Source organism: Metamycoplasma auris 15026 (assembly GCF_000367765.1).
Taxonomy (GTDB): domain Bacteria; phylum Bacillota_I; class Bacilli_A; order Mycoplasmatales; family Metamycoplasmataceae; genus Metamycoplasma; species Metamycoplasma auris_A.
In genome coordinates this window covers 136732-160077 of the sequence record NZ_AORI01000011.1, presented here as the reverse complement: position 1 = coordinate 160077, position 23346 = coordinate 136732, and the positions used below count along the sequence as shown (strand labels likewise).

Below are 23346 nucleotides of genomic sequence, written 5' to 3'. Positions count from 1 at the left end.
TTTATTTGAATAGAAGATTTAAGAAATCATCTTTATTAAAGTTTTTTGCAAATATAGCTTCCAAATCAAATTGGCTTAGTATTTTTGAGATTTCTTCTTTTTCAAATTTAATGTCAATTAATTTTTCTTCAAGTTTTTCAGTTCCTTGTGTACCCAAGAAATCACCATAAATTTTAATTGCTGAGATTTTTCCATCATTAACATCAAGATTAATATTAATGAAACCTTTGCTTTCTAAATATTCTTTTTTAACCATTGAGAATTTGGTATTTTTTCCAAAAGTTCAATCTCATTGGTCATATTTGTTTAGTTTTCGATCTTCAATTCATTTATTTTCTTGTTCACTAAAATCAATTCATTTAATTTGTTCATTTTTGATATAGGAATTGACAACATCATTAATAAAAGTTTGTAGATCTATTTGCTTATTAATATCATTAAAAAATGCTTTGATATTTCTTACTTTTGCTGGTTTTGATTTAATTTGTTGGTGTTTAAGTTTTTCAGGATCAACAACTAAATATTTAGCAATTTTTGTTAAATCAACATCAAATAAAAGTGTTCCATGAATTAAAGTTTTTTCATTAGTTTTCAATTGGGCATTTCCAGAAACTTTATAACCATCAATTGCCATATCATTTCGTCCTGAAAAAGCCGCATTAATGCCATTTTCATTTAAATAAGTAATGATTGGTTGTAAAGCTTTTTGGTAATCAACTTCCGCAACGGAATTATCCACAATTAAAGAATAACAAACATTACCTAAATCTTGGTAAACAGTGCCTCCTCCTGTGTTTCTTTTTATGATTCTTACGTCATCTTTTTGGGCTTCAGGAAGATTAATTTCAGCAAAAGCATTTTGATTTCTTCCAACTACTATTGTGTTGGCATTTTGTCAAAAGAAAACAATTGGATCTTTTGTTTTGTAGTGGTATGTTAGATATTCTTCGGTCGCTAAATTCATAGCTGGATTATTATGTTTTGAAATTAATAAATGAATCATTTTTATTTTTTATCCTCTTTTTTAAAGTAGTTTAGTCCTAAAACTTCAAGACCAGCTAAACAAATAAAGTTAAATGGTTTATTAAAGTGTGGTAGGAAGAAAATATCTACTAAAGGAAGTTCATCAATTGTTAGGTCTCTTTGAATTGCAAGCGCCATCATATACATAGTTTCAGTATGATTTTTTTCACTGGCAACTTGGGCACCAAGAATTCTTCTTGTTTTTTTATCTCAAACAACTTTGAAAGAAACTTCATTAGCTGATGACATAAATTCTGGACGATCTAAATCCTTAAAATTAATTGAATCAACTTCAATTCCCATTCTACCTGCAGCTTCGACACTAATTCCAACGCTAGCCATATTTAAGCCAAAAACAGAAATTCCATTAGCTCCTGTATAACCTGGGGATTTTAAAGTATTTCCTTTAATAATGTTAGTTGCTGCTGTAATTCCAGTTCTTACAGCTGTGGTGGCTAATTGAATTGGCGCACGTCTGCCAGTTGCTTTGTTATAAACTTGTGCACAGTCTCCCACTGCATAAATATCAGGATTTGTAGTTTGCATATAATCATTTGTAACAATAGCTTTTGTTGCATCTAATTCACAAATTCCTTCAACAATAGTTGATTGTGGTCTAACACCAACTGAAAAAATAACATAGTCAACATCAATTGCACCATTGTTAGTAATAACTTGTGTAACTTTGCCATTTTCACCTTTGAATTCAACAACTTTGGAATTTAGTTCTAATTTAATGCCAGAAGAGCGCATTTTTTCTTCCATTAAATCAGTAAATTCTTTGTCATAATACATTGGCATAATCCGATTAGCTACGTCAATCAAAGTTACATCTTTGCCATATGCATTAAAGGCTTCTACTAATTCAACGCCAATATATCCAGCACCAACAACTGCAATTTTTTTATAGTGTTTATCTAGATTGTGTTCCAAAATTGTTTTTGCATGATGATAGTTTTTAACAATTTGAACGCCTTCTAAATCAATGCCCGGAATTGGAGGAATAATTGGTCAAGTGCCAGTAGCCATAACTAATTTATCATAGTTATCTTTTTTAATATCGCCAGTTTTTAAATCCTTGACTAAAATTGTTTTTTCTTTATCATTGATTGAAAGAACCTCATGATTCATGAAAACATTAATACCTTCAGATCTTAGAATTTCAGGTGATGCATAGAATAACATGTTAGAGTCTTTAACTTCGCCCTTAACTCATAAAGCAATCCCACAACCTAAAAATGAAATCGCATCATTTTTATCATAAGTGGTTACTTCACAGTTAGGATCAAGTCTTTTAAGTGTTCTAACAGTTGTTGTACCAGCATGGTTTGTACCTAATACAATAACTTTCATATTAACCTCATTTTTATACTTATTTTTTGAAATTTAACTTTAAATAAAATATATTTATTTAAAAACATTCTATCTATAATTTTATTCTTATTTTTATTTATCTTTAATAGATAAAAAAATACTTAAAACATTTAGAAAGAAAGTTTTTATCAATAAATGAATTAAAAATAGAATTTTTATTCAAATTAAGATTGCTTAGATTACTTTTTATTTGTAATTGAAAATCATAAATTGAGACTGATTTTTTTATAATAGTAAAATATAAAAGAATAAACATAAAATAATTTTGCAAAGTTCATTTTTTAATTTCTTTGACAACTATTGAAATTTATTCACCTAATTTATTCATATAAGAATATTCAAATTCAAATATCAATAAAAAATAATAAAAAAAGGAATACTAATGCAAATAAATACACCTGCAAAAGTATTAAATACATATTTCAATGCTACTGTTTTTTTCTTTGAAATTCTTGCGGTATTTTTATTAGTTTTCTTTGTTTTAAGTTGAAAACTAATCGCAATTATTTTAGAGAAAAATGAAAACAAAATCTTTTTAACAGTGGGATTTGTGCTTGCTACTTTTATTGCAATTATGCTACCAATTGGCTTTAGTACAATTGGTTCTAGAAATCCAGTTCATGTTTCCATTAATCCTTTGGTAGTAATCTTTAATTCATTTTTATTAGGTTATGGAGCTTCAGGACAAACACCACTTAAAAATGGTTGAATTGGAAGTCCAATTTTAAAGGGAATTCCTTATTTAATTGGTGCTCAAATTTTGGGCGGATTATTGGGTTTGATATTTTTCTATATGTTTTTTAAAATGTATAAATTTGTAAATAAAAATAATACAAATAAAGAAGATATTCAAGCTTTAAGTTTCTTATTTATATTTGAAAGTAAAACAAATTTGACACTTGGCAAATTTGTAATTAAGGAAAGTTTCTTTATTACTTTGCTTATGGTTTTATTTCCATTTGCAGGAATGATTAATACAGCTACTTATTCAAGTAACCACTTTCAAATTCATCTAGTACAACTAGTAGTTATTGGGATTGTTATTTTAATTTCTTCATTCTTTGATTTTTTCTCATTTCATCTAGCTTTCCCAATCATTGAACTTATTATAAGAACAATTGGATATTCTAAATTAGAAAAAAAAGAAAGAAAAAATCAAACGAAAAATTATTTGATGCAATGAATTAAATTCCTTATTGTTGTTTGTTTAACAATCATAATTCCAATCTTAATTGCACTTACAACAGTTGCAATCAAGATTCAAACAAAAGGAGTTATTTCAATTTCATAATTCTTATAAATCTAAAGGAAAAATAAGTAAATAAAAATGCATAAGAAAAACATTAGTTTAAAAAAAATGTTGCTATTTGGTTTGGGTAGTATTATTGCAACTTCGCCAATTGCAATTGCTATTTCATGTGGTAATCCAAAACCAATCGAAACAAAAAATTCAGAAATATTATTAAATTACGATTTCAAAACAAATCCAATTGACCTAGAACGATATGAAAAATACAACCAAATTCATATCTTAAGTGAAATTAATGAATATTTTAAAAATACAAATCATGATGATCTTTTTATTTTTAAAGAAGGTGCTGAAGCTAAAAATGTTACTTTTGATAACATGATGAAAAACAACTTCATGGTCAAATATATGGAATTTGATAAAGACAAATTCAAATCCATCATAAGAAATGAATTCAAACTTAGTGATGAATTTTTAAATAGACTAGATTTCCATATTGATTACAATAATGTTTATTATGATCCAGGAAATTATTTTGATGTATTAATACCTGTAAATGTTAAGTTATACTTAAAAAATCACAATAAGGCTGAATATATCAAAGGAATGTTTGTCAGTCAGCCTATTAAATTCAGGCTTCCAAATATTAAGGATAAAAATCAAGAAAAAAACAAAGATATTTTTGAAACTTATAATGAAATTAAAAAAATTAAAGACACTGATTTTCAAATTAAACTAAATGATTCTATTAATCAAAAAGAAATTCAAGATTTAATTAATAAATGAGGAATTACTCAGTTAGATTCCATGCAATTAAGCAAGATTTTTGAAGTAAAAAATGAAGCTTTTGATAAACTAAAAAAAGATAAAGAAGCTAAAAATCTTCAACTAAAAATGACTGCATTTGATTTTGATTTAAGTGATAAAAACTTAGCATCTAATGAAGGTTTTTTAAAGATTAGAGTTGGTGTAATAAATGATGATAAAAAGAAGAATGATAAGTCATTAAAAACACCAGAAGCAGGAGTCACTTTTAGAGTTAAATTCAAATTTGATAATGAATTTCTAAAGAATTTAAGAGTAAGTGAATCAATAAAAGTAAATACAATTTTCCAAAATGAAATTAACTCCGACCATGAAATTTTTGATGCATCAAATTTAATTGTTAAATCACTAAACAAAGATATTAAAAAGATTGAAGTAGTTGAATTAAAATCAAATGGTTTTAGAAGTTCAAAAGTTAAATTAAACGTCTATCTAAAAGATAAAAAAGATCCAGTTGTAATTGAAAAAATAATTGGTTCTAAAAAAGATGCTTTATTATATGAATCTGAATTTACAAAGAAAAATATCATTGCTCCTAACTTTGCTACGGATAGAATTACAACCACAAACTTAGCAAGTATTAAAAAAGATTTCTTTGCTACTTATAATTCATACATTTTTTCTGGTGGATATGGAATTTCTAGAGGTTTTTATGGGAATGATACTATTAAAACTCCTTCATACCTACACTTTGGAGAAGATTATTTAGCACCAGATCACCAAGCGATTTTAATGCCATATGATGGAGAAATTATTGCTGCATATGATTTACCTGTTAAAGCTGCATGAACAGGGGTGGGAACTGTTGTAGTAATAAAAATCCCAGTGCAAAATCTTACTGATTGAAGTCCTAAAGAAAAAGAGTTATATTTGAATGATAATAAACAACATATTTACATGTCATTTTTACATTTAGATGCACAAAAGACATTGAATAATCCAATAATTGGAATCTCATCTAAAAAAGCAATTATAGGTACCAATAGAGATGTTACTGTTGCAGATGGAATAACTCCAAAGAAACCTAAAGTCGTTAAAAAAGGACAAATAATTGGATATCTAGGTACAGAAGCAACCAATGGCGGATGAATGTCACATGCTCACGTTAATCTATATTCAAATAGAAAAAATTATTTATCTCCTAATTACTTTTCAACTCCACAAAGACCAGATTTGGATGACAGCAGAATTGATAAATATTATGACGAAAAGAAAATGACTTATACTCAAATAGGAAATATTGGTGTTTCTGGTATTGGTCCAAGTAATGCAATAGTTAATAAGATTAACCCAAAAACCGGTGAAGAAATTAAGGTTAAGGATTCAACTGGTAAAATGGTACCTGAAAAAATTGCTGATGAAATTGGTTTATACAAGAGCAAGTTAAGTATCACTGAATACGAAATCAAAAAAGGTTATTTAAATCCAAATGTTGTTTATGATTTAAGAGATGATAAAACAGTGTCATTTGGTATTGAAGAATTCTTTGATTTGAATAAACAAAAATAAATTTCAATAGTTAACAATAATAAAATAAATATGCAATTCTTCTTTAGGAAATGCATATTTTTTATTGATTTTAATGATTAAAAAAGAAAGCAATTTCATGTATAATAATTAATGCCATAAGAACAGCAACCTTGTAATCTGGTCAGGATAGAAATTATAGCAGCCATGTCGAGAAGTGCAGTGTCTTGTGGTTTTTAAATTTGAAATTATTGATTGTGAAATTGGAAAATAAAAAAAAGCAATGTTTATCAAATATCTTGATAATATTGCTTTTTTATTAACGTCTATTGTAGTATTCAACGATTAAAGATTCATCAATTTCTTTTGCAAATTCGTTTCTTTCTGGCAATCTTGTATAAGTAATTTTGAAGTTTTCAACTTTTAATCAAGATGCAGGTTGCATTACTTCTAAAGCAGCCTTTAGTTCTGCATTATTTTGTAATGAAGGTTTAATTTCAATAATTGAATTTGGTTTGATAATCATTGATGGAATATTTGCTTTGTGACCATCAACAGTAACGTGGTTATGATTTACAAATTGTCTAGCTTGAGCTCTTGTGCGCGCATATCCTGCTCTAAAAATTAAGTTATCTAATCTTGATTCAACTAATTGTAATAAGTTAGTACCTGTAACCCCACTTTTTCTAGCAGCCACGTTGAATAAGTTTTTAAATTGTCTTTCATTTAAACCATACATGAATCTAACTTTTTGTTTTTCATACATGTGTATTTGGTAGTCAGATGGTTTTGCTCTTTTAGCACCATGTTGTCCAGGAGCAGTTGTTCTTTTTTTACCTTTTGTAAATTCTTTGTTATTTTCTAATAAAGAAGTTCCGTATCTTCTTGATTTTTTAAAAATTGATCCTAAAAATCTTGACATATTTTTCCTTTCAATATGCAAAAAGACAATATTAATAATTCTTAACTATATTTTTTTCTCTAATGATTTCGGAATAACAGCTTACTTACTTTCAAATTTAAAAACAAAGAAAAAACATTTAATTAATATTATTATGCTGTATTTATGCAAAAAAGAATTATATCTTATTTTTATAAAAAAATAAGCACTTTTTGGATGCTTATTTAAGTTTTTATAAAAACATGCTTGAAAAAAACTTTGGTTGAGATTACTTTTGTTATTTTAATAAGAAATTACTGTTCAAAAAGTTTAAAACTAATTAGGGGTTTGTGATATTTTGCAACAAACTTAGCCATAAAGTTTTTTATTTTTTTTGCTAGATTACCTTTCGTTTTTTTGTTTTCTTGCACATTGAATACCAATTTTTCATTGATAAAATCATATTTAATGCTAAGCCATTCATTTTCTAGAAAATGGAATTTAGCTATGTATTTTTGGTCTTTGTTTTTTCAATGATTACTAATATTTTCAATGGCAGAAACTTTGATTTGACCAATTTTATCTTGAACAAATAATTTAGTTTCAAAATCATTTAAGTTCTTTAAATCACAATCAAATTGGAATTCTGAAATTTTTAAAGGTTTTGATAAATTTTTAATTTGGTCATAAATATCGCTATATTTCATTGCTTGTGTTTTGTAATAATTAAGCATATCAACAATAATGCTTAAAAAACTAAAACAATCAAAACCGGAATTTTTTTTATTATCTAAATAAAAATTACTTTCTTCATCAAAATATAATGCGTTATTAGATTGTATTTGATCAATTGGTGTAATTCAGTTAGTAATTAATCTTAGATTTAACTGGGAACATAGATGTGACAGATTATCTTCCTTAATTAAATGGGAAGTATAAATATCTTGAATAGGAATAAATTTTTCATTTTGAATGATATTGTGATTATGGATGAACATTAAATAAAAAGAAATAAGGTCACTTATATCAATTAAATCATATTGAAAATATAAATACTTATTGTAATTTCTTTTGTATAAATATAATCTTTTAAAATCATATGAAAACTTAATTATATATTCAACATTTTTAAGTTTATGATAGCTAAAAGCACTGAATTTAATTTTCTTTGGTTTATCTTCTTTATTTTTAGGTTTTAAAACCAGGTAAGCGATGTCATTTTTGCCTAAAATTCTTTTAACAAAAGTATTTTGTAAACTTGTGTTTATAATTCCAATTTTTAAAAGATGATTGGCATTGTTAGTAAAATTTCTAGCCAAAATCATTTCAGAATATTCTTTTAGTAATTTATCAAAATCAAGTAGTTTAACTTCATTTTGAATCATTTCAATTGGAGTATTTTTGATTGCTTGGTATTCATCTAAAACCAATTCAAGAAATTTAGTACTTACAGCTTCGTTTTTTTTATTATAAATTGAAAGTGCATACTTATTTTTTAAATTGTATTTATGTAAATAAATACTAATTAAAAAAGCGTCAGTGGAGTGGTTAACAAATTTTAAAAAAGCCTCTGAAATGGGAAGATGATTTTCAAAATTATAAACTTGGCCATATTGGAATGCAATAACATCACCAATATTTTTTTCAAAAATCTTTAAATTTTTATTGCTACCATCATTACCTATAAAAATTCTTATTTCATGTTTTTTTTCTTTGTTTAAAATATTGATAATTGATTGGGCTATGCGTTTGATTGTCATTTCATTGAAAGAATTAAACTTATCATTGATTTCGCCAATGATATGATTATCTTTAATTTGAAATATTTTTTTTAGATTGTTTTTTTCTTCTAATTTTTCAATGAAATTTGTATCTATAGCCATGTTAGTCCTATTTTATGTTTTCATGTATTTTTTCAATTAAATCTTTAACTACTTTTTCATCATTAGTATCTTTATTTTTTGCTTTTTTTAATAAAAAGTCATTTACATATTTTTTAATAAAAATTCTTATTAGTTCATTTTTACCTTGGTAGTCTACTAAGTCAGTTAATGGAACTAAATTTTGATTTTTAATGTTTTCAATTACTAAATTATTTGAATCATTTTGAATTTCTTTAAGTTCTTTATAAGTTTTTTCAAAATTATTTGATGGATATAAATAAACTAAATTTAAAGCTAGATATTCAACAGGACTTAATTTAACCTTATGGTTTGAAAAGTTTCATTCTATTAAATTTTTTTCATCATAGAACCAATTTAAGAATTTTTCTACAACTTTGTTTTTGTTTGCAATATCAGATTTAATTGCTGATAAAAATAAACCTTGAATAAAATAAGAGCCATTTTTTTGTTTATCATTAGCTTTAAAAGGAACATTTTTTATTGAAAATTTGCCCTTATTAGCATTAAAGAATGTAATTGCTCCTTTGTCATATAAAAGTCTTGTGGTTGCAATTGTAAATAATTGTGTTTCAAAACTTGCAGGAACATAATTTTTAAGTTTTTCAACTTTAATAACATTATTTTTTAGATTGGAATAGAAGTCTTTAATAGTTGAATAGAAATCTTTATATTCTTTTGTACCTTTTTTAAAGATATCAAAGTTGAACTTATTGTCAGCAGTGTAGTTTATTGCATAATTTTTAAAATCTGATTCTGCTTTTTTAAATAACTCACCATAAATATAATTTTCAATATGTCTTACATATAAAATATCAATATTACTAGTATATCTTCCTTGTTTGATACTAAAGTTCTTAAGGCTTTTTCTAATTAGATTAGAGAATTTATTGAAATAATTAGAGTGAGCAAAAATATCCCAACTTAAATCTAAATCTCAGCTTCTTAGTGTTTTTTCATCAAATTCAATCTTGACTTCTTTTTGTTTTGTTAAATCTTTAAATTGATTGCTTTTTTCTAAAAATGCGTTTAAATCTTTAGATTTTTTTATATTTTCAATATTTTGATTATTGATATTTTTTTCTTTATTTACCTTATACAATGCATCTAAATAAAATGAAAGAAGTACATCATTTATAATCAAAGATTCAGAAGCAATTCCAATAGGGAGATTATAAATATGACCATCATTTTTAAAGCCTAGTCGATTATTGTAATCTAAAATGTTTTTGGAATAGTTTGAAATACCACTTACTTTAGAAATTTCACTTAAATCAACAAGGCGGTTGTTTTCTTTTATTCTAGGAACTACTGAAGGATAACCTAAAACAATTGAAGGGGCGCGGTAATCTTTTGTTTGCAGCTCTAGATTAATTTTGTTATTTACATCTTTTTTATTTAAGTCATTGCGTAAAACTAATTTATTTTTTTTATATTCTTTATCATTGACTAAAGTAGCATTAAATCTATTAATAATTTCTTTAACTGTGTTATATGATTTAGTTTCACCTTGTTCTTTAAAAGGCACAAATAAAGCAACTTCCTCTCTTTCTTGTAATTGACATGAAATTGCTAAAACTGAGGGAGTTGTCAGTAAGATAGAAGTTGCTAATAAAGAAAAAATTTTTGTTTTATTCATTTTAGTTTTTATTTGATTATTCTTGATGAAATGGTTTTAGCAACAATGGTTCCGTCGTTTGTTGCTGTTGTAATTTGGCGGATGCTTTTAGCAATTACATCACCAATGGCAAAGATATTTTTTTCTTTGGTTTCCATATTTTCATCAACAATAACAAATCCTCTTTCGTTTAGTATATCTTTGTTTTTAATAAAAGAAGTAGCAGCTTTAAAGCCAATGTAAGGAAAGACACCTTTAATGTCCATATCCATTATTTTTCCGTTTATATTACAAGTTATACTCTCGAGTTTTGTATCTCCATTCAATTTTAAAATTACTGAATTTTCATGAATGAAAATATTTTTATGTTTTTTGGCATCATTTACTAATCTAGCTTCTGCAATAATGCCATCTCTTACAAAAATATGTACCTCAGAAGCAGTAGAGGCTAAATATGCTGATTCTTCAAAAGCAGAATTACCACCACCAATAATTGCACATGGTTGATTTTTAAAAAGTGCTCCATCGCAAATTGCACAATAAGAAACACCATTACCATTAAATTTCTTGATGTTTTCTACTTTTGTTGGCACTAAATTTACCATGCCACTAGCAATAACGACTGCTTTTGCATAAAATGTTTGTCCATCTTCTAAAATGACTCTTTTTTCATCATCGCTATCACTAATAATATCAACAACATTACCAAAAATTTGTTTAGCGTTGTTGTTGCGGGCTTGATTTAGCATATTGATAGAAAGTTCAAATCCGCTAATTAAATCAAAGCCAGGGTAGTTTTCAATTTTTGATTGTTGTGTCATTTTGCCACCTGGCGCACTATTTTCAATGAAAGCAACATTGTATTCATTTCTTGCTAAATATATAGCAGCAGTCAAACCAGCTGGGCCTGCACCAATTATAAGAACATCAAACTTATTATCCATATGCTTCTATCATTCCTCTTAATTTTAAGTTTTTTAAATTTTAGCTAGTTTGTATAGATTCAGTTTTTCCATCAAATTTGTATTTTTCAAATTCTCTTTTTAGAAGTTTTCCTCTTGATTCTTTTGGTTCATAAACAATGAAATAGAAGAATTTGTGAGTTCATTCTTTATTGAATCTATAAACTTTGTAAACGTTGTAATTTAATTTGATGACAAATTCAAATAAAACAAGCAGTGCTAATCCAACAATAATATATAAAGCTGAAATTACTTTGTAGATATTATAACTATCTTGACGTAGTGGTTCCATTCCAAAACGTACAATTCCATAATAAACAATATATAAAGCTCCTGTTGTTCCTGGTTTTAGTCAGTTTCAGTAATTTAGAATTCAAACTAAAATAATATATCCAATTAAGTTAGCAATTGATTCGTATAAGAATAAAGGTAAACGATATTTGCCACCAATAAACATATGATCTCTAATTAGTTTTGGAAGAATTCTAAATGCTAATGAAGATTCAGACATAATTCCACCATAAACTTCGTGGTTCGCAAAGTTTCCTCAACGTCCAATTGTTTGTCCAATTAAAACAGCAGGTAAAATAATCGAAATAGCCTTTTTTAAATCAATCATTTTTGCATCTTTGCTAAAAACAACATACATAATGCAACAAATAGTTGAAACAATTACTCCCCCATGAATTGAAAGTCCCCCTTCTCATATGAAGAACATTTTATATCATGGTCCATTTACTCATCCATGATGCTCAATTAATTGCTGGATAACAAAGAATAATCTAGCACCAGCAATAGCAGTTGGTAGTGCAATAAAAATTAAAATTGCTAATTTATCTAAAGGTCATTTTTCTCTTTTTCAAAAATATAAAACTGTAAGAATAGCAGTTAACATCCCTAACATCATAGTTAATGAATAAACATAAAATGGACCAATTTGTAAACTTTTACCTTGTCAATCTATCCTATCTGTCATATTGTTATCTTCCTTCCTTATTAAATAGTGATTTATATTTATAATATTTTAATTATTAATAATTAAATATCTTATAAATTTATAAAAACTCTGACTTTAGTCTATTGATTGTTAAGAATTTTTTTTAGATATTGTCCAGTATAAGATTCAGAAATTAAGGATACTTGTTCAGGAGTGCCACTTGCAATAACTTGCCCTCCTAATCTTCCTCCCCCTGGTCCTAAATCAATAATATAATCAGCACATTTAATGACATCAAGATTATGTTCGATGACAATGACTGTATCTCCATTATCAATGATACGATTTAAAACATTTAAGAGATTTTGAATATCATAAGGATGCAATCCTGTAGTTGGTTCATCTAAAATATATAAAGATTTTCCGGTAGGTTTTTTTTGTAAATAAGTAGCTAGTTTTACTCTTTGAGCTTCTCCACCAGATAAAGTAGTTGCATTTTGACCCAATTTGATATATCCAAGACCAACATCTAAAAGTGTTTTAAGTTGATCTTGAATTTTGCTTCTTTGCGAAAAGAAAGAATATGCTTGTTCAACTGTCATATTTAGGACATCACTAATGGATTTTCCGTGGTATTTGATTTCAATTGTTTCAGAATTGTATCTTTGACCATCACAGTGATCACAAGTAACATAGACATCAGGTAAAAAATGCATCTCAATTTTTATAACACCATCACCCTCACATTTATCACAACGTCCGCCTGGAACATTAAATGAAAATCTCGAACGTGTGTAGCCGCGAATTTTTGATTCTTCAACATTGGCAAAAATTTCACGAATATCATCAAAAACACCTGTATATGTAGCTGGATTAGAACGCGGAGTTCTCCCAATGGCACTTTGGTCAATTTTAATTAGTTTGTCAATATCTAAATGCCCTGAAAGCTTGGTTTTTAAAGATTGGTCATAAACTGGATTTTTGAAATATCTTTCTAATTCGCTAACTAATTCATGATTAATTAAGGAAGATTTTCCTGAACCAGATACACCTGTTATTGCAATGAATTTCCCAAGTGGAAATTTGACAGTTAAATTTTTTAAGTTATTAGCTGTGGCATTTTTAATAGTTAAAACTTTACCATTGCCTGAGCGACGGTTCTTTGGAATTTTTATTTCTAATTCTTTAGATAAATATTTGCCAGTGATGCTATTTTGTTCTTTAATTATTTGGTTAAGAGTTCCTGCAAAAACAACTTCGCCACCATGTTCACCTGCTTTTGGACCTATGTCAACAATAAAATCAGCTTCTCTTATTGTTTCTTCATCATGCTCAACAACAATTAAGGAATTTCCTAAATCCACCATTTTTCTTAAAGAATTAAGAAGTTTTTCATTATCTTTTTGATGAAGACCTATAGATGGTTCATCTAAAACATATAAAACACCTGTAAGATTAGCGCCAATTTGGGTTGCTAATCTTATTCTTTGCGCTTCGCCTCCTGAAAGAGTTTCAGCTTTCCGATTTAGAGTAAGATATTCAAGTCCGACATTAATTAAAAAATCAATGCGGTGATTTAGTTCAATTAAGATTAAATTTGTAATTTCTTTTTCAATTTCAGATAAAACAATTTGATTGATAAAGACTTTTAGTTCATCAATTGATTTGTTGCAAATTTCATAGATATCTAAATCATTGATATGTGTTGCTAGTGCATATTTGTTCAGTCTTTTTCCCTTACATTCATCACAAGGAATATCAGATAAATATTTTGAATAATAAATTCTTGCATCATTTGATGAAGTATCAAAGTATTTGCGCTCGATTTTTTCACATACTCCTTCGATGTGTTTGGATCTTTCATAGCGATTTCCACTTTCTGCAATTAAGGTATATGTGATATCTTCAATTGAGCCATATTTTAAAATTTCAATTTCATTTTTTGATAAATCTTTAATTGGAGTATTTTTATCAATATCATAATAAGCAAGTAATTTATCAAATTCCTGTCATTCTAAATTTGGGGTATTCATGAAGTTTTTATAGAATAAAATGGCTCCTTGGTTAATGGAAAGATTTTTATCTGGGCAAATTAAATCTCAGGATGCTTTTTGTAGCAAACCTAGTCCTTTACATTTTAAACACATACCATTAGGGGAGTTAAATGAAAAAAGTCTTGGTTCAATTTTTGGCATATCAAAATCGCCATGTTCACAACTGTGATAAATTGAATAAGTATTCTTGTTTTGGCCAATTACTTCGATTGTTACTAGACCATTGGAATATTGCAGCGCAATTTCAATTGCCTCAGCAATCCGTGATTTAATTTCTGGATTATTTGATAAAGTTATTCTATCTATAATTAGATCAATGTTTCATTTTTTGTTTTTGTCTAGTTTAATTTCATTTTCTAATTCCAAAATTTCATCATTAGCCTTAATACGTAAAAAACCTTCTTTTTTAAGTCTTAAAAGTGTGGAGCTGAAGGATCCTTTTTGGTTAATAACAATTGGGGACATAATAAAAATTTTGGAGCCTTCTTTTTGATTTAAAACATGATTAAGAATATCACGGCTTTTTTGGGCTGTGATTTCTTTTTTATGATTAGGACAAAAAGGCTTACCAATTCTTGCAAAAAGTAATCTTAAATAATCATAAATCTCAGTAACAGTTCCAACAATACTTCTTGGGTTGTTGTGGACTGTTTTTTGTTCAATAGAAATAGCTGGGCTTAAACCTTCAATACTATCAACGTCAGGTTTTTTTGTTCCACCTAAAAATTGCCTTGCATAGTTAGAAAGACTATCGACATATCTACGTCTTCCTTCTTCATAAATTGTATTGAAAGCAAGAGAACTTTTTCCTGAACCAGATACTCCTGTAAAGACAACAAATTGATTTCTTGGAATTTCAAGACTTATATTTTTAAGATTATTTTCTTTGGCATTTTTGATGATTATTTTATTATTCATATTTTAAAAATTATAGTCAAATCAAAAAAAATAAACATATATTTAAAAACCCAAGGTTTTAATTCCTTGGATTTCTAAATTAGTTTATTTCATCATGGTTTGAATCATTAGAATTTTTTGAAGTCTTTTTTGGATTCATTACGTCTTGTTGTAATTCTTTGTATTTTTCTAACACTTCATTAATGAAACTTTCTTTTTCTTCTTTTGTAATATTAAAAGAATTATTTTTATCACTTGCAGGATTTCCAACATCAAAAGTAAAATCTTCAAGCATTTTTCTTACTTCATTTTCATCCAAATTTAAATCACTAATCATCTTAGTTAATTGACCTAAAAATTCAGATTTAATTTTTTTAATATCTTCAAAGCTAAAAGGTTCAGAAGGAATATTTAGCTCTTCATCATCAACAAAGTGTTTGTTTCTTTGTTTTTGTTCAATTTCTCTTAAATCCTCAATTACTTTTTTATTTTCTAAATATTTTTTATATTCATCAAATTCATCAGCATCATTTAACATATCAGTATCAAACGCATCATCTATGTCCAATGAATTCATATCAAGTGTTAAGTATGACAATCAGTCAGGATCGTTAAATGATTTTCTTCATTCATAAATAGCTCCAAGAGCTTTGGTTGCAGTTTGAAGTTCTTGTCTTGAAGATAATGCATTGTATGCCATGATTGAATCTTCATATTCAAACTCTGGTTTTTTAAGAGGAAGTGGAAAATAATATTGATTTTTATTCATTAATGCTATAGATAAAAAAGTAGCAGCTTGAAATGTCTCTTTTTGATTTTGAATTTGCTTTTGGGTATCGATATTTGTTACACTAAAACCTTGGAATTTATTTCTAACTTTTCAAAATTCTGCACCACCGCTACCATTATTTGGTTGAATGGCTGTTTTCTTGAATGCTAATTCAAAAGTTGTTAGTGAAAAGTCAGAAAGAATAATTGTTAGATAAATTTTTTCTTTAGCTTTTACAACTCTTGCAATGTCTTCGAAAAGAAAAGAATTAATATCATAGAATTCAAAATCATTATAATCTTTAAGTTTGTTTTTTGCTATGTGTTGCTCATTTTCAAACATTGCAAAATATTTATAGCCAACTATTCCATGCATCCCTGCAATAGCACCAGCTAATTCTTCATATGAAAGATTATCACTGATAACTAATTCTAATTTTTTGCCATTATCTTCAATGAATTTAACACTATTTATTCCTTTTTCTTCTATGGAAGGAGAAAGTGTTTCAGTATTTTTAATTTGAATTACGTAGTTTGTTCCGATTCTTGTAAGTTTCATATTTTATTTATCCTCCAAAAATTCATGAAGCATATGTTTTCTTATTATATTTTTTAGTCGATATAAATAATCTAAGATTGCTTCACCTAATCCATTTTGTATTACATCGCTTGTAAAAAATTTTGCAATTTTTAAGGGTTTATCAACTGAGTTAGCCATTGCATATGAATAATTTCCAATTTCTAACATCGAAGCATCATTATTGCTATCCCCAATAGTCATTACATCATCAAGATTGACATTTTCATTCTTATATAAGTTTGTTACTATTCATTTAATAGCGGAACCTTTACTTATATTTTTTGGACTAATTTCAATATTAAAATGTGTAAGCACCATTTCAATTCCTTCAATGTTTTGCACATATGGGAAAACATCAGCGGGCAAATTAGGAAATTGATTATTGAAATTTGAATATACTTCAATTTTGATTGGATTAATTACTTCATTATTCCATTTTTTAGGCACTTGCTTTCTTTTTTCATCTGAAATAAAGTGGTATTTAAGAATTTCGTTTTTGATAGGAAATTCATCCTTTAAGTAGTAATAATTTTCTTCATCCCAAAAAAACATCTGAATATTTAGTTTTTTTGCAATTTCAATTAATTTCAATAAAATTTCATAATCAATTTTTCAACTTTGGATGATTTTTTTATTTTTTACATCATAAATCTCAGCACCAGATGAACAAATTAGATATCTAGCATTTAATTTATTTGCTAAATAAATCATTCTTTCTTGAACTGGATTACCAGTACAAATATTGAAATCTGCGCCATTTTCAATGGCAAATTTGATATCAATTTCTGTTTCTTTTTTGAGATTAAAATCTTGGTATATAGTCCCATCAACATCAGAAAAGATAACAGGTTTTTTATTATTAGTAACTGAAAGCATTATTTCTTGTCTCCTTTCTTATTTTTGAATGCTGTTTTTTTCTTGCGAATTATTAGGGCAATTATTATATATAGTGCAAGTCCACCAATAGCAATTGCTGGGACAACATAACTGACAATTTTTCAAATATGGTTTTGTTTTTTTATTGTTTCTGCTTCTTCATTTCTAAACCAATGTCCATATAAATTAATTTGTTTTTTGGCAAGATATTTAATATCTTTAACTTCTTTATTTTTTTCAAGATATTTTTTTTGAGTAAGCCATAAAAAAACTAAAATTGCATTTTCAGGAGCAGCTAGCTTTACGGAGCGAAAAATAACAATTAATTTTTCTTCATCTTTTTTATCTTTATTAAATTCTGAAATGTTTTTAATGAGATCTTTATTTGCAACATAGTTATCTATAGTTTTTTCTTTATCAATATCTAAAGATTTTGAAATGCCTAGTTTGCTTGTATCTTTATTAGTTTCAATTTCTTTAAGACTATGCAGTTTTTTTTCATTGGAAGAACCTTGATATTCAAAAAATTCTTCATAAGTGAAATTTTTGTAATTAATTTTTTGTCCGTTGCTATTTTTTGATAAATAAAAATCGTCTCATGTTAACTTATTAATTTCAGCTTTAATGTTCTCAGTTTGCTTTTTTATTTCTTTATTTGTGTTTTTAAATTCTACTAAATTTTTATCTGTACAAGAAATAACTGAGACTGAAATAGGGATAAGAGCCGCCGCTGGAATTAAGGAAGAAAAAAGGATTTTTTTTATTCGTTTTTGCATAAGTATATTAAATTTTATATGATTAGTTCTTATATAATTAAGAAATATAAAAAAGATGCTTTTTAAACTAAAAAAAGCCTTAAAATAAGAATAAAAATACCTTTCTAACAAATTTGTTAATATAAAAAATAGTTTAAATTTAATTATTGTTTAAAAAAGCATTTGATAAGGATTTTTTGTATGTCTAAAAAAGGAAAATAAAAATATGGTTATTGGAATTTTAATAGTAAGTATCATTACTTTAATTGTTTTAATTGGTCTATTGATTTATGTTGCTTTGAAAAGCAAAGGAAAGAATAATATAGATAATAATGAATTAAAAAATTATTCTAAAAGTATTAGTGATGATGTAAGTAAAGAAATAAAATCTGAGCTGCATAAAACATTACTTGAAGCAATTAGTGGAACTAGCGATATTTCATTAAGTAACATAATTAAGAAAGGTCAAATAGATTTAAATGACGCATTTATAAGATTAGAAGCTGAAATTAATGGAAAAATTGATACTAAACTTGATGCAATTAGTAAAAGTAATGATGAGAAATTTGGCAAAATTAAAGACAATATTGATAGCTATTTTAAAGATACATTAGATAAACAAGTTGAAACTCAATTTCAAAATATTAAAGAATCAATGGATAAAATGACCAAAGGAATGACTGAATTTGGCACAATTCAAGAATCTGTAACAAACCTAAATAAGCTTTTTTCAAATTCCAAAACAATTGGAAACTTTGGTGAATTTAACTTAGAACAAATTCTAAGAAATCAATTTCCTGCATTGGAAAATAAATATTGATTTAAGCAATATAAAATTGATCTAAATAAAGATGAAAAAATTGATTTTGCAATTAAATCAATATATTTAGAAGATGGTGTGCAAAAAGAAATTTATATACCAATTGATTGTAAATTTCCCGCAGAAAAATGGGCTAAATATATAAATAGCGAAATCAAATATAATGAAGTTATTGATGAAATTAAAAAAATGGCAAAAAGTATTAGTGAAAAATATATTAAAGAAAATAAAAATATTGTGCCATTTGGAATTTTATATTTGCCTTCTGAATCAATTTATTTAAAAATGATTGAAAATTTTGAAATGGTTTCTGAAATTTTTAATAAGCATCAAATTTTAATTCAAGGCCCATCTACAATTATGGCTTTTATTTATAATATTCTAATCAAAAATCAAGGTTTTATGTTCTCTAAACACTTAGAAGATGTTAAGAATCTATTTATTGAAATTCAAAAGAACTACAAACTTTTAAATGACCATCTTGTTGAATCCCAAAAAGGCGTTAATAAAGCATCTGATGCAATTAGAATAGCAACGAAAAATGCAAATATTGTAATGAATAAAATTAATGCAAATGCTGAAAGTTTGCATATTGAAAAAGTAGAATATAAAAAACTAATTGAAAAAAATTCAGATACTGAATTATATGAATAAATAAAGTTTCAAGAAAAAAATATGTTGCCCTAAAAAGCAACATATTTTTAATTGATTTTTTTTGATAATGAAACTATTTAACGATTTTTGTAACAGTTCCAGCACCAACAGTTCTACCACCTTCACGGATTGAGAATCTTGTTCCTTCTTCAACAGCAATAGGAGCAATTAATTCAACTTTTAGTTCAACTGTGTCCCCTGGCATAACCATTTCACGTTGTCCGATGAATTTAATTCCACCAGTAACGTCTGTTGTACGGAAGTAGAATTGTGGTTTGTAGTTTTGGAAGAATGGAGTGTGACGTCCACCTTCTTCTTTTTTAAGAACATACACTGTAGCTTCGAATTCAGTGTGAGGAACGATTGTCTTAGGTTTTGCTAAAACTTGTCCACGTTCGATTTCTGATCTATCAATACCACGTAGTAATAAACCAGCATTGTCACCAGCTCTTGCTTCTTTTAGGTTCTTTCTAAACATTTCAATACCAGTAACAACTGTTTTCTTAGTTGGTTTTAGACCAACGATTTCAACTTCTTCGTTAAGTGTTAGAACACCACGTTCTACTCTACCTGTTGCAACTGTTCCACGACCTGTAATTGTGAAAACGTCTTCAACTGCCATTAAGAATGGTTTGTCAGTTTCACGGGTTGGTTCTTCAACATAGGTATCAACAGCGTCCATAAGTTCTAAAATTTGAGCTTCGTAAGCTGGGTCTCCTTGTAGGGCTTTTAAAGCTGAACCAGCAATAACAGGAGTGTTGTCACCATCGAATTTGTATTGGTTTAGTAAGTCACGGATATCCATTTCAACTAGACCAATCATTTCTTCTCTTTCGTCATCTTTAAACATATCAATTTTGTTTAAGAAAACAACGATCTTAGGAACACCAACTTGTTTTGCTAGAAGAATGTGTTCACGAGTTTGAGGCATTGGACCATCTGTTGCAGCAACTACTAGAATCGCAGCATCCATTTGTGCAGCACCAGTAATCATGTTTTTAACATAGTCAGCGTGCCCTGGACAGTCAACGTGTGCATAGTGACGTTTTTCTGTTTGGTATTCAATGTGTGATGTGTTAATTGTAATTCCACGTGCTTTTTCTTCGGGAGCATTATCGATAGAAGCATAGTCTCTAGCTTCTGATAAACCTTTCTTAGATAGCACTGTTGCAATAGCAGCTGTTAAAGTGGTTTTACCATGGTCAACGTGACCGATTGTACCAATGTTAACATGGGCTTTTGAACGATCAAAATCTAATTTTGCCATTTTTCTTTCCTTTCCTATTTTTTAATATAGTAAATTTAATAAAATCTAATATTGATTAAACGCGTTTAACCACCTAAGCATAGTCTTTCAGCTATGTCCTGTCCAAACTTATAAAAAGTTTATTTCAATACTAAATTTAATAAAACTAATTTTAACAAAAAACAATTTTTATTTATGAATATATTTTAACAAAATATTATTTAAAAAAACTAAATGTTTAAATGCAAAAATTGCCTAATAATTTTAGTCTTAAATTGACATTAAGAAGCATTAAAATATCATCTTAAAACTAGTTTATTTATTTTTAGGTTCAAACGTATTAGCAAAACTTAATGATAGAAGTTTTAAGTTTAAAGAAAATAAGATTAAATAAATTGCATTAAGCAATAAGTAACTTGGATTTTCAAAAAATAGAATAATTCCTTCTTTTAAAATTGAACCCATATTTAAATTATTACTTTCAGTAATGAAATCTAAAAATGCAAGGGATGAAACAATTAGAATATTAATTGAAAAGCGCTCAATTAACATAATTAAAAAGTCAGCAAATAGATATCTAAACATATGTTTATATGCAATTTGTAAATAAGATGAACCAATTGCTTTTGAAGCTAAAATAAATTCTTTGTGTAACAATTCATGAATTTTTTCTTTAGAAAGTTTGTAGTAAGAAATTCAGCAAACTAAGGATAAAGAAATAAGAATTGCATACCATTGTGTGCCAAGAAATATTGAGACTAAAAACACTCAAATAATTTCAGGAATAACAGCAATTGCATTGATTAATTTATCAATAAAATTAATAAATGGATTATGTGTTTTAATGTTTACTAGTAAAGCAAGATTAAAACCAATAAAAAGATTGATAAGTATTGCTAAAAAGATTGTAAGTATTGTAATCCAAAGGGTAGTTATTGATCTTGCATAAATATCAATTCCTTGGTTATTTGTTCCTAGATATAGCCCATTTGGAATAGTAATTTTTAATCCATTTTCATTAATGGCATTAACTGCATTAATCAAGTCATAAGGATTATAAATTAAAGTTACAATGTCAGTATGAATAGTTTGGTTTCCACCAATATGTTTAGCTGAATCAAAATAGATAATAAATAAAGGTTCTTTGTTGTTTGCAGCAGCAACTTTGGCATCAATAGAAGCAATTTTGCGAATAAAATCAAGTTCAGGACCACGACTGAAGTTTTTAATAATTGTTTTGCTGAAATAAGATGGCAAATTATTTACTAATGTAGTGTTTTCATCAATGGATTTTGTGGGTGAGTTTTTTATAAAAAAAAGTGCTAGAACTAAAGAAAAAAGTAAGATGAAAAATAAAATAAATCAAGTTAAATTTAATTTATTGTTAAAGAAACGTTTTCAGTATTGTTTTGTGGACGTTTGGTGAATTACATAATCTGAAAGTTTTTTTTCTTTTTGTTTGTGAAATGAAAAAAGATTATTCATGTTTATTTACCTCACACATTCTTTTTATTTTTTTTATTTTTATAAAAGAATTGGATGCAAGAATTGGATTTAATTTTTTGCTTAAGAAATTATTTAGAATAAATAGGATTGAAAGCAAAATTAAATTAAACATAAAATAAAACATAATTATGTCAACTTCACCTTTTTTAAAAGCAAAAGAGATAAATAGACTCTGTCCAGGAATTGAAAAGATAGACTCAATAAGAATTGTGATTGTAAAAAGTAATATATAAATAACAAAGAAAAGATTAAGCTCACTTATAAATAAGTTTTTTAAAACTACTTTATTTAGAAGTTGTCTTTGATTTAGACCATAAGTTTTTGCAAATAAGTAGTATTCAGATTTTAGAATTTCTAGAGTTTTTTTACGTGATTTTGAAAAAAAGATGGCAATTGTTGGAAATGAAGAAACTAAAATAGGAATTAATAAAGAAATAAAGCTGAATTTTTGCTCATAAATAAATTGGGAAGGATAACCAAAAAATGATGAGCTACTTAAAGATAAAATTGCAATTATTAAAAGTGGAATGGCAGCTAAAGAAGAAACAATGATTGAAATAACAATATCAAAAGCCTTGTTTAATTTATAAGCAGAAATTATTCCTAAAATATTTCCTAAGATAAAACTAAGAATAAAAATAGCTATACTTACTAAAATACTTCATTTTAGTTGTTTTAAATAAAGAATTAAAATATTACTTTCAACACTTGCAAGTTCATGTGAATAGATATGTCCAGGATTAAAAGTAAATAAGTTTTTTAAAAAAACTTTAAAACGAATTAATAAATTGGGTGAAATTTGTTGATAGATAGCAAGATTTTTTTTGATACGAGGTTCAATTAAAAGATTGATTGCAAAAAATACAATTGTTATAGCAATAAAAAAAATAAAAATATAGAAGGCTACATTTTTAAGAGTGTTTAATTTTCTATTAATAAGCACCTTGTACCCTC

17 protein-coding genes are annotated in these 23346 nt (G+C 26.7%); 3 read left to right on the top strand and 14 right to left on the bottom strand.

The window, feature by feature from the left end; all coding sequences use genetic code 4:
• Position 1 precedes the first annotated feature (1 nt).
• Both MAU_RS02620 and MAU_RS02615 read right to left on the bottom strand, forming a co-directional pair.
• Complete coding sequence (locus MAU_RS02620) at positions 2-1003, bottom strand: lipoate--protein ligase (protein WP_004425007.1); 1002 nt, start codon at positions 1001-1003, stop codon at positions 2-4.
• A gap of 2 nt (positions 1004-1005) precedes the next feature.
• On the bottom strand, positions 1006-2376 hold the full coding sequence (locus MAU_RS02615) for an FAD-dependent oxidoreductase (protein ID WP_004425005.1): 1371 nt from the start codon (positions 2374-2376) through the stop codon (positions 1006-1008).
• Positions 2377-2779: 403 nt separating this feature from the next.
• Here MAU_RS02615 and MAU_RS02610 point away from each other — a divergent pair, with 403 nt between their 5' ends.
• A complete protein-coding gene (locus MAU_RS02610; RefSeq protein ID WP_004425001.1) occupies positions 2780-3688 on the top strand; it encodes an MAG4940 family membrane protein in 909 nt (302 codons plus the stop codon).
• Between the two features lie 36 nt (positions 3689-3724).
• Complete coding sequence (locus tag MAU_RS02605) at positions 3725-5980, top strand: MSC_0775 family lipoprotein (protein ID WP_004424999.1); 2256 nt, start codon at positions 3725-3727, stop codon at positions 5978-5980.
• Between the two features lie 277 nt (positions 5981-6257).
• Here the strand turns inward: MAU_RS02605 and rpsD are convergent, their stop codons facing one another.
• The 9 genes from rpsD to MAU_RS02560 all read right to left on the bottom strand — a co-directional run bounded on the left by rpsD (position 6258) and on the right by MAU_RS02560 (position 18187).
• Positions 6258-6860, bottom strand: coding sequence for a 30S ribosomal protein S4 (gene rpsD, locus MAU_RS02600; RefSeq protein WP_004424996.1), 603 nt, complete (start codon positions 6858-6860; stop codon positions 6258-6260).
• A gap of 272 nt (positions 6861-7132) precedes the next feature.
• Positions 7133-8701 (bottom strand): hypothetical protein, encoded by a 1569-nt coding sequence (locus MAU_RS02595; RefSeq protein WP_004424993.1) that lies wholly within the window; start codon positions 8699-8701, stop codon positions 7133-7135.
• A 7-nt stretch (positions 8702-8708) separates the two neighbouring features.
• Positions 8709-10358, bottom strand: a complete 1650-nt coding sequence (locus MAU_RS02590; RefSeq protein WP_004424991.1) for a hypothetical protein — start codon at positions 10356-10358, stop codon at positions 8709-8711.
• A gap of 8 nt (positions 10359-10366) precedes the next feature.
• Positions 10367-11281, bottom strand: coding sequence for an NAD(P)/FAD-dependent oxidoreductase (locus MAU_RS02585; RefSeq protein ID WP_004424988.1), 915 nt, complete (start codon positions 11279-11281; stop codon positions 10367-10369).
• A gap of 40 nt (positions 11282-11321) precedes the next feature.
• Positions 11322-12275, bottom strand: coding sequence for a prolipoprotein diacylglyceryl transferase (gene lgt, locus MAU_RS02580; RefSeq protein ID WP_004424985.1), 954 nt, complete (start codon positions 12273-12275; stop codon positions 11322-11324).
• Positions 12276-12376: 101 nt separating this feature from the next.
• Positions 12377-15208, bottom strand: a complete 2832-nt coding sequence (gene uvrA, locus MAU_RS02575) for an excinuclease ABC subunit UvrA (RefSeq protein WP_004424981.1) — start codon at positions 15206-15208, stop codon at positions 12377-12379.
• 79 nt (positions 15209-15287) lie between these two features.
• Positions 15288-16514 carry a hypothetical protein gene (locus MAU_RS02570; RefSeq protein ID WP_004424979.1) on the bottom strand — a complete coding sequence of 409 codons (1227 nt, stop codon included), beginning with the start codon at positions 16512-16514 and terminating at the stop codon, positions 15288-15290.
• A gap of 3 nt (positions 16515-16517) precedes the next feature.
• Positions 16518-17411 carry an HAD-IIB family hydrolase gene (locus MAU_RS02565; RefSeq protein WP_004424975.1) on the bottom strand — a complete coding sequence of 298 codons (894 nt, stop codon included), beginning with the start codon at positions 17409-17411 and terminating at the stop codon, positions 16518-16520.
• The gene (locus MAU_RS02560) at positions 17411-18187 is read right to left on the bottom strand and encodes a hypothetical protein (protein ID WP_004424972.1); all 777 of its coding nucleotides are present in this window, start codon (positions 18185-18187) and stop codon (positions 17411-17413) included. The genes MAU_RS02565 and MAU_RS02560 overlap by 1 nt, the downstream gene beginning before the upstream one ends.
• 205 nt (positions 18188-18392) lie before the next feature.
• Here MAU_RS02560 and rmuC point away from each other — a divergent pair, with 205 nt between their 5' ends.
• Positions 18393-19640: a DNA recombination protein RmuC gene (rmuC, locus tag MAU_RS02555; RefSeq protein WP_004424970.1), complete on the top strand. Its 1248-nt coding sequence runs from the start codon at positions 18393-18395 to the stop codon at positions 19638-19640.
• A 73-nt stretch (positions 19641-19713) separates the two neighbouring features.
• Here rmuC and tuf read toward each other — a convergent pair whose 3' ends face one another.
• The 3 genes from tuf to MAU_RS02540 form a co-directional block, all read right to left on the bottom strand.
• On the bottom strand, positions 19714-20907 hold the full coding sequence (tuf, locus tag MAU_RS02550) for an elongation factor Tu (RefSeq protein WP_004424965.1): 1194 nt from the start codon (positions 20905-20907) through the stop codon (positions 19714-19716).
• Positions 20908-21201: 294 nt separating this feature from the next.
• A complete protein-coding gene (locus tag MAU_RS02545) occupies positions 21202-22371 on the bottom strand; it encodes a hypothetical protein (RefSeq protein WP_004424962.1) in 1170 nt (389 codons plus the stop codon).
• Positions 22364-23335 (bottom strand): ABC transporter permease subunit, encoded by a 972-nt coding sequence (locus tag MAU_RS02540; protein ID WP_004424959.1) that lies wholly within the window; start codon positions 23333-23335, stop codon positions 22364-22366. Before MAU_RS02540 ends, MAU_RS02545 begins: the two co-directional genes overlap by 8 nt.
• Positions 23336-23346: the final 11 nt, after the last annotated feature.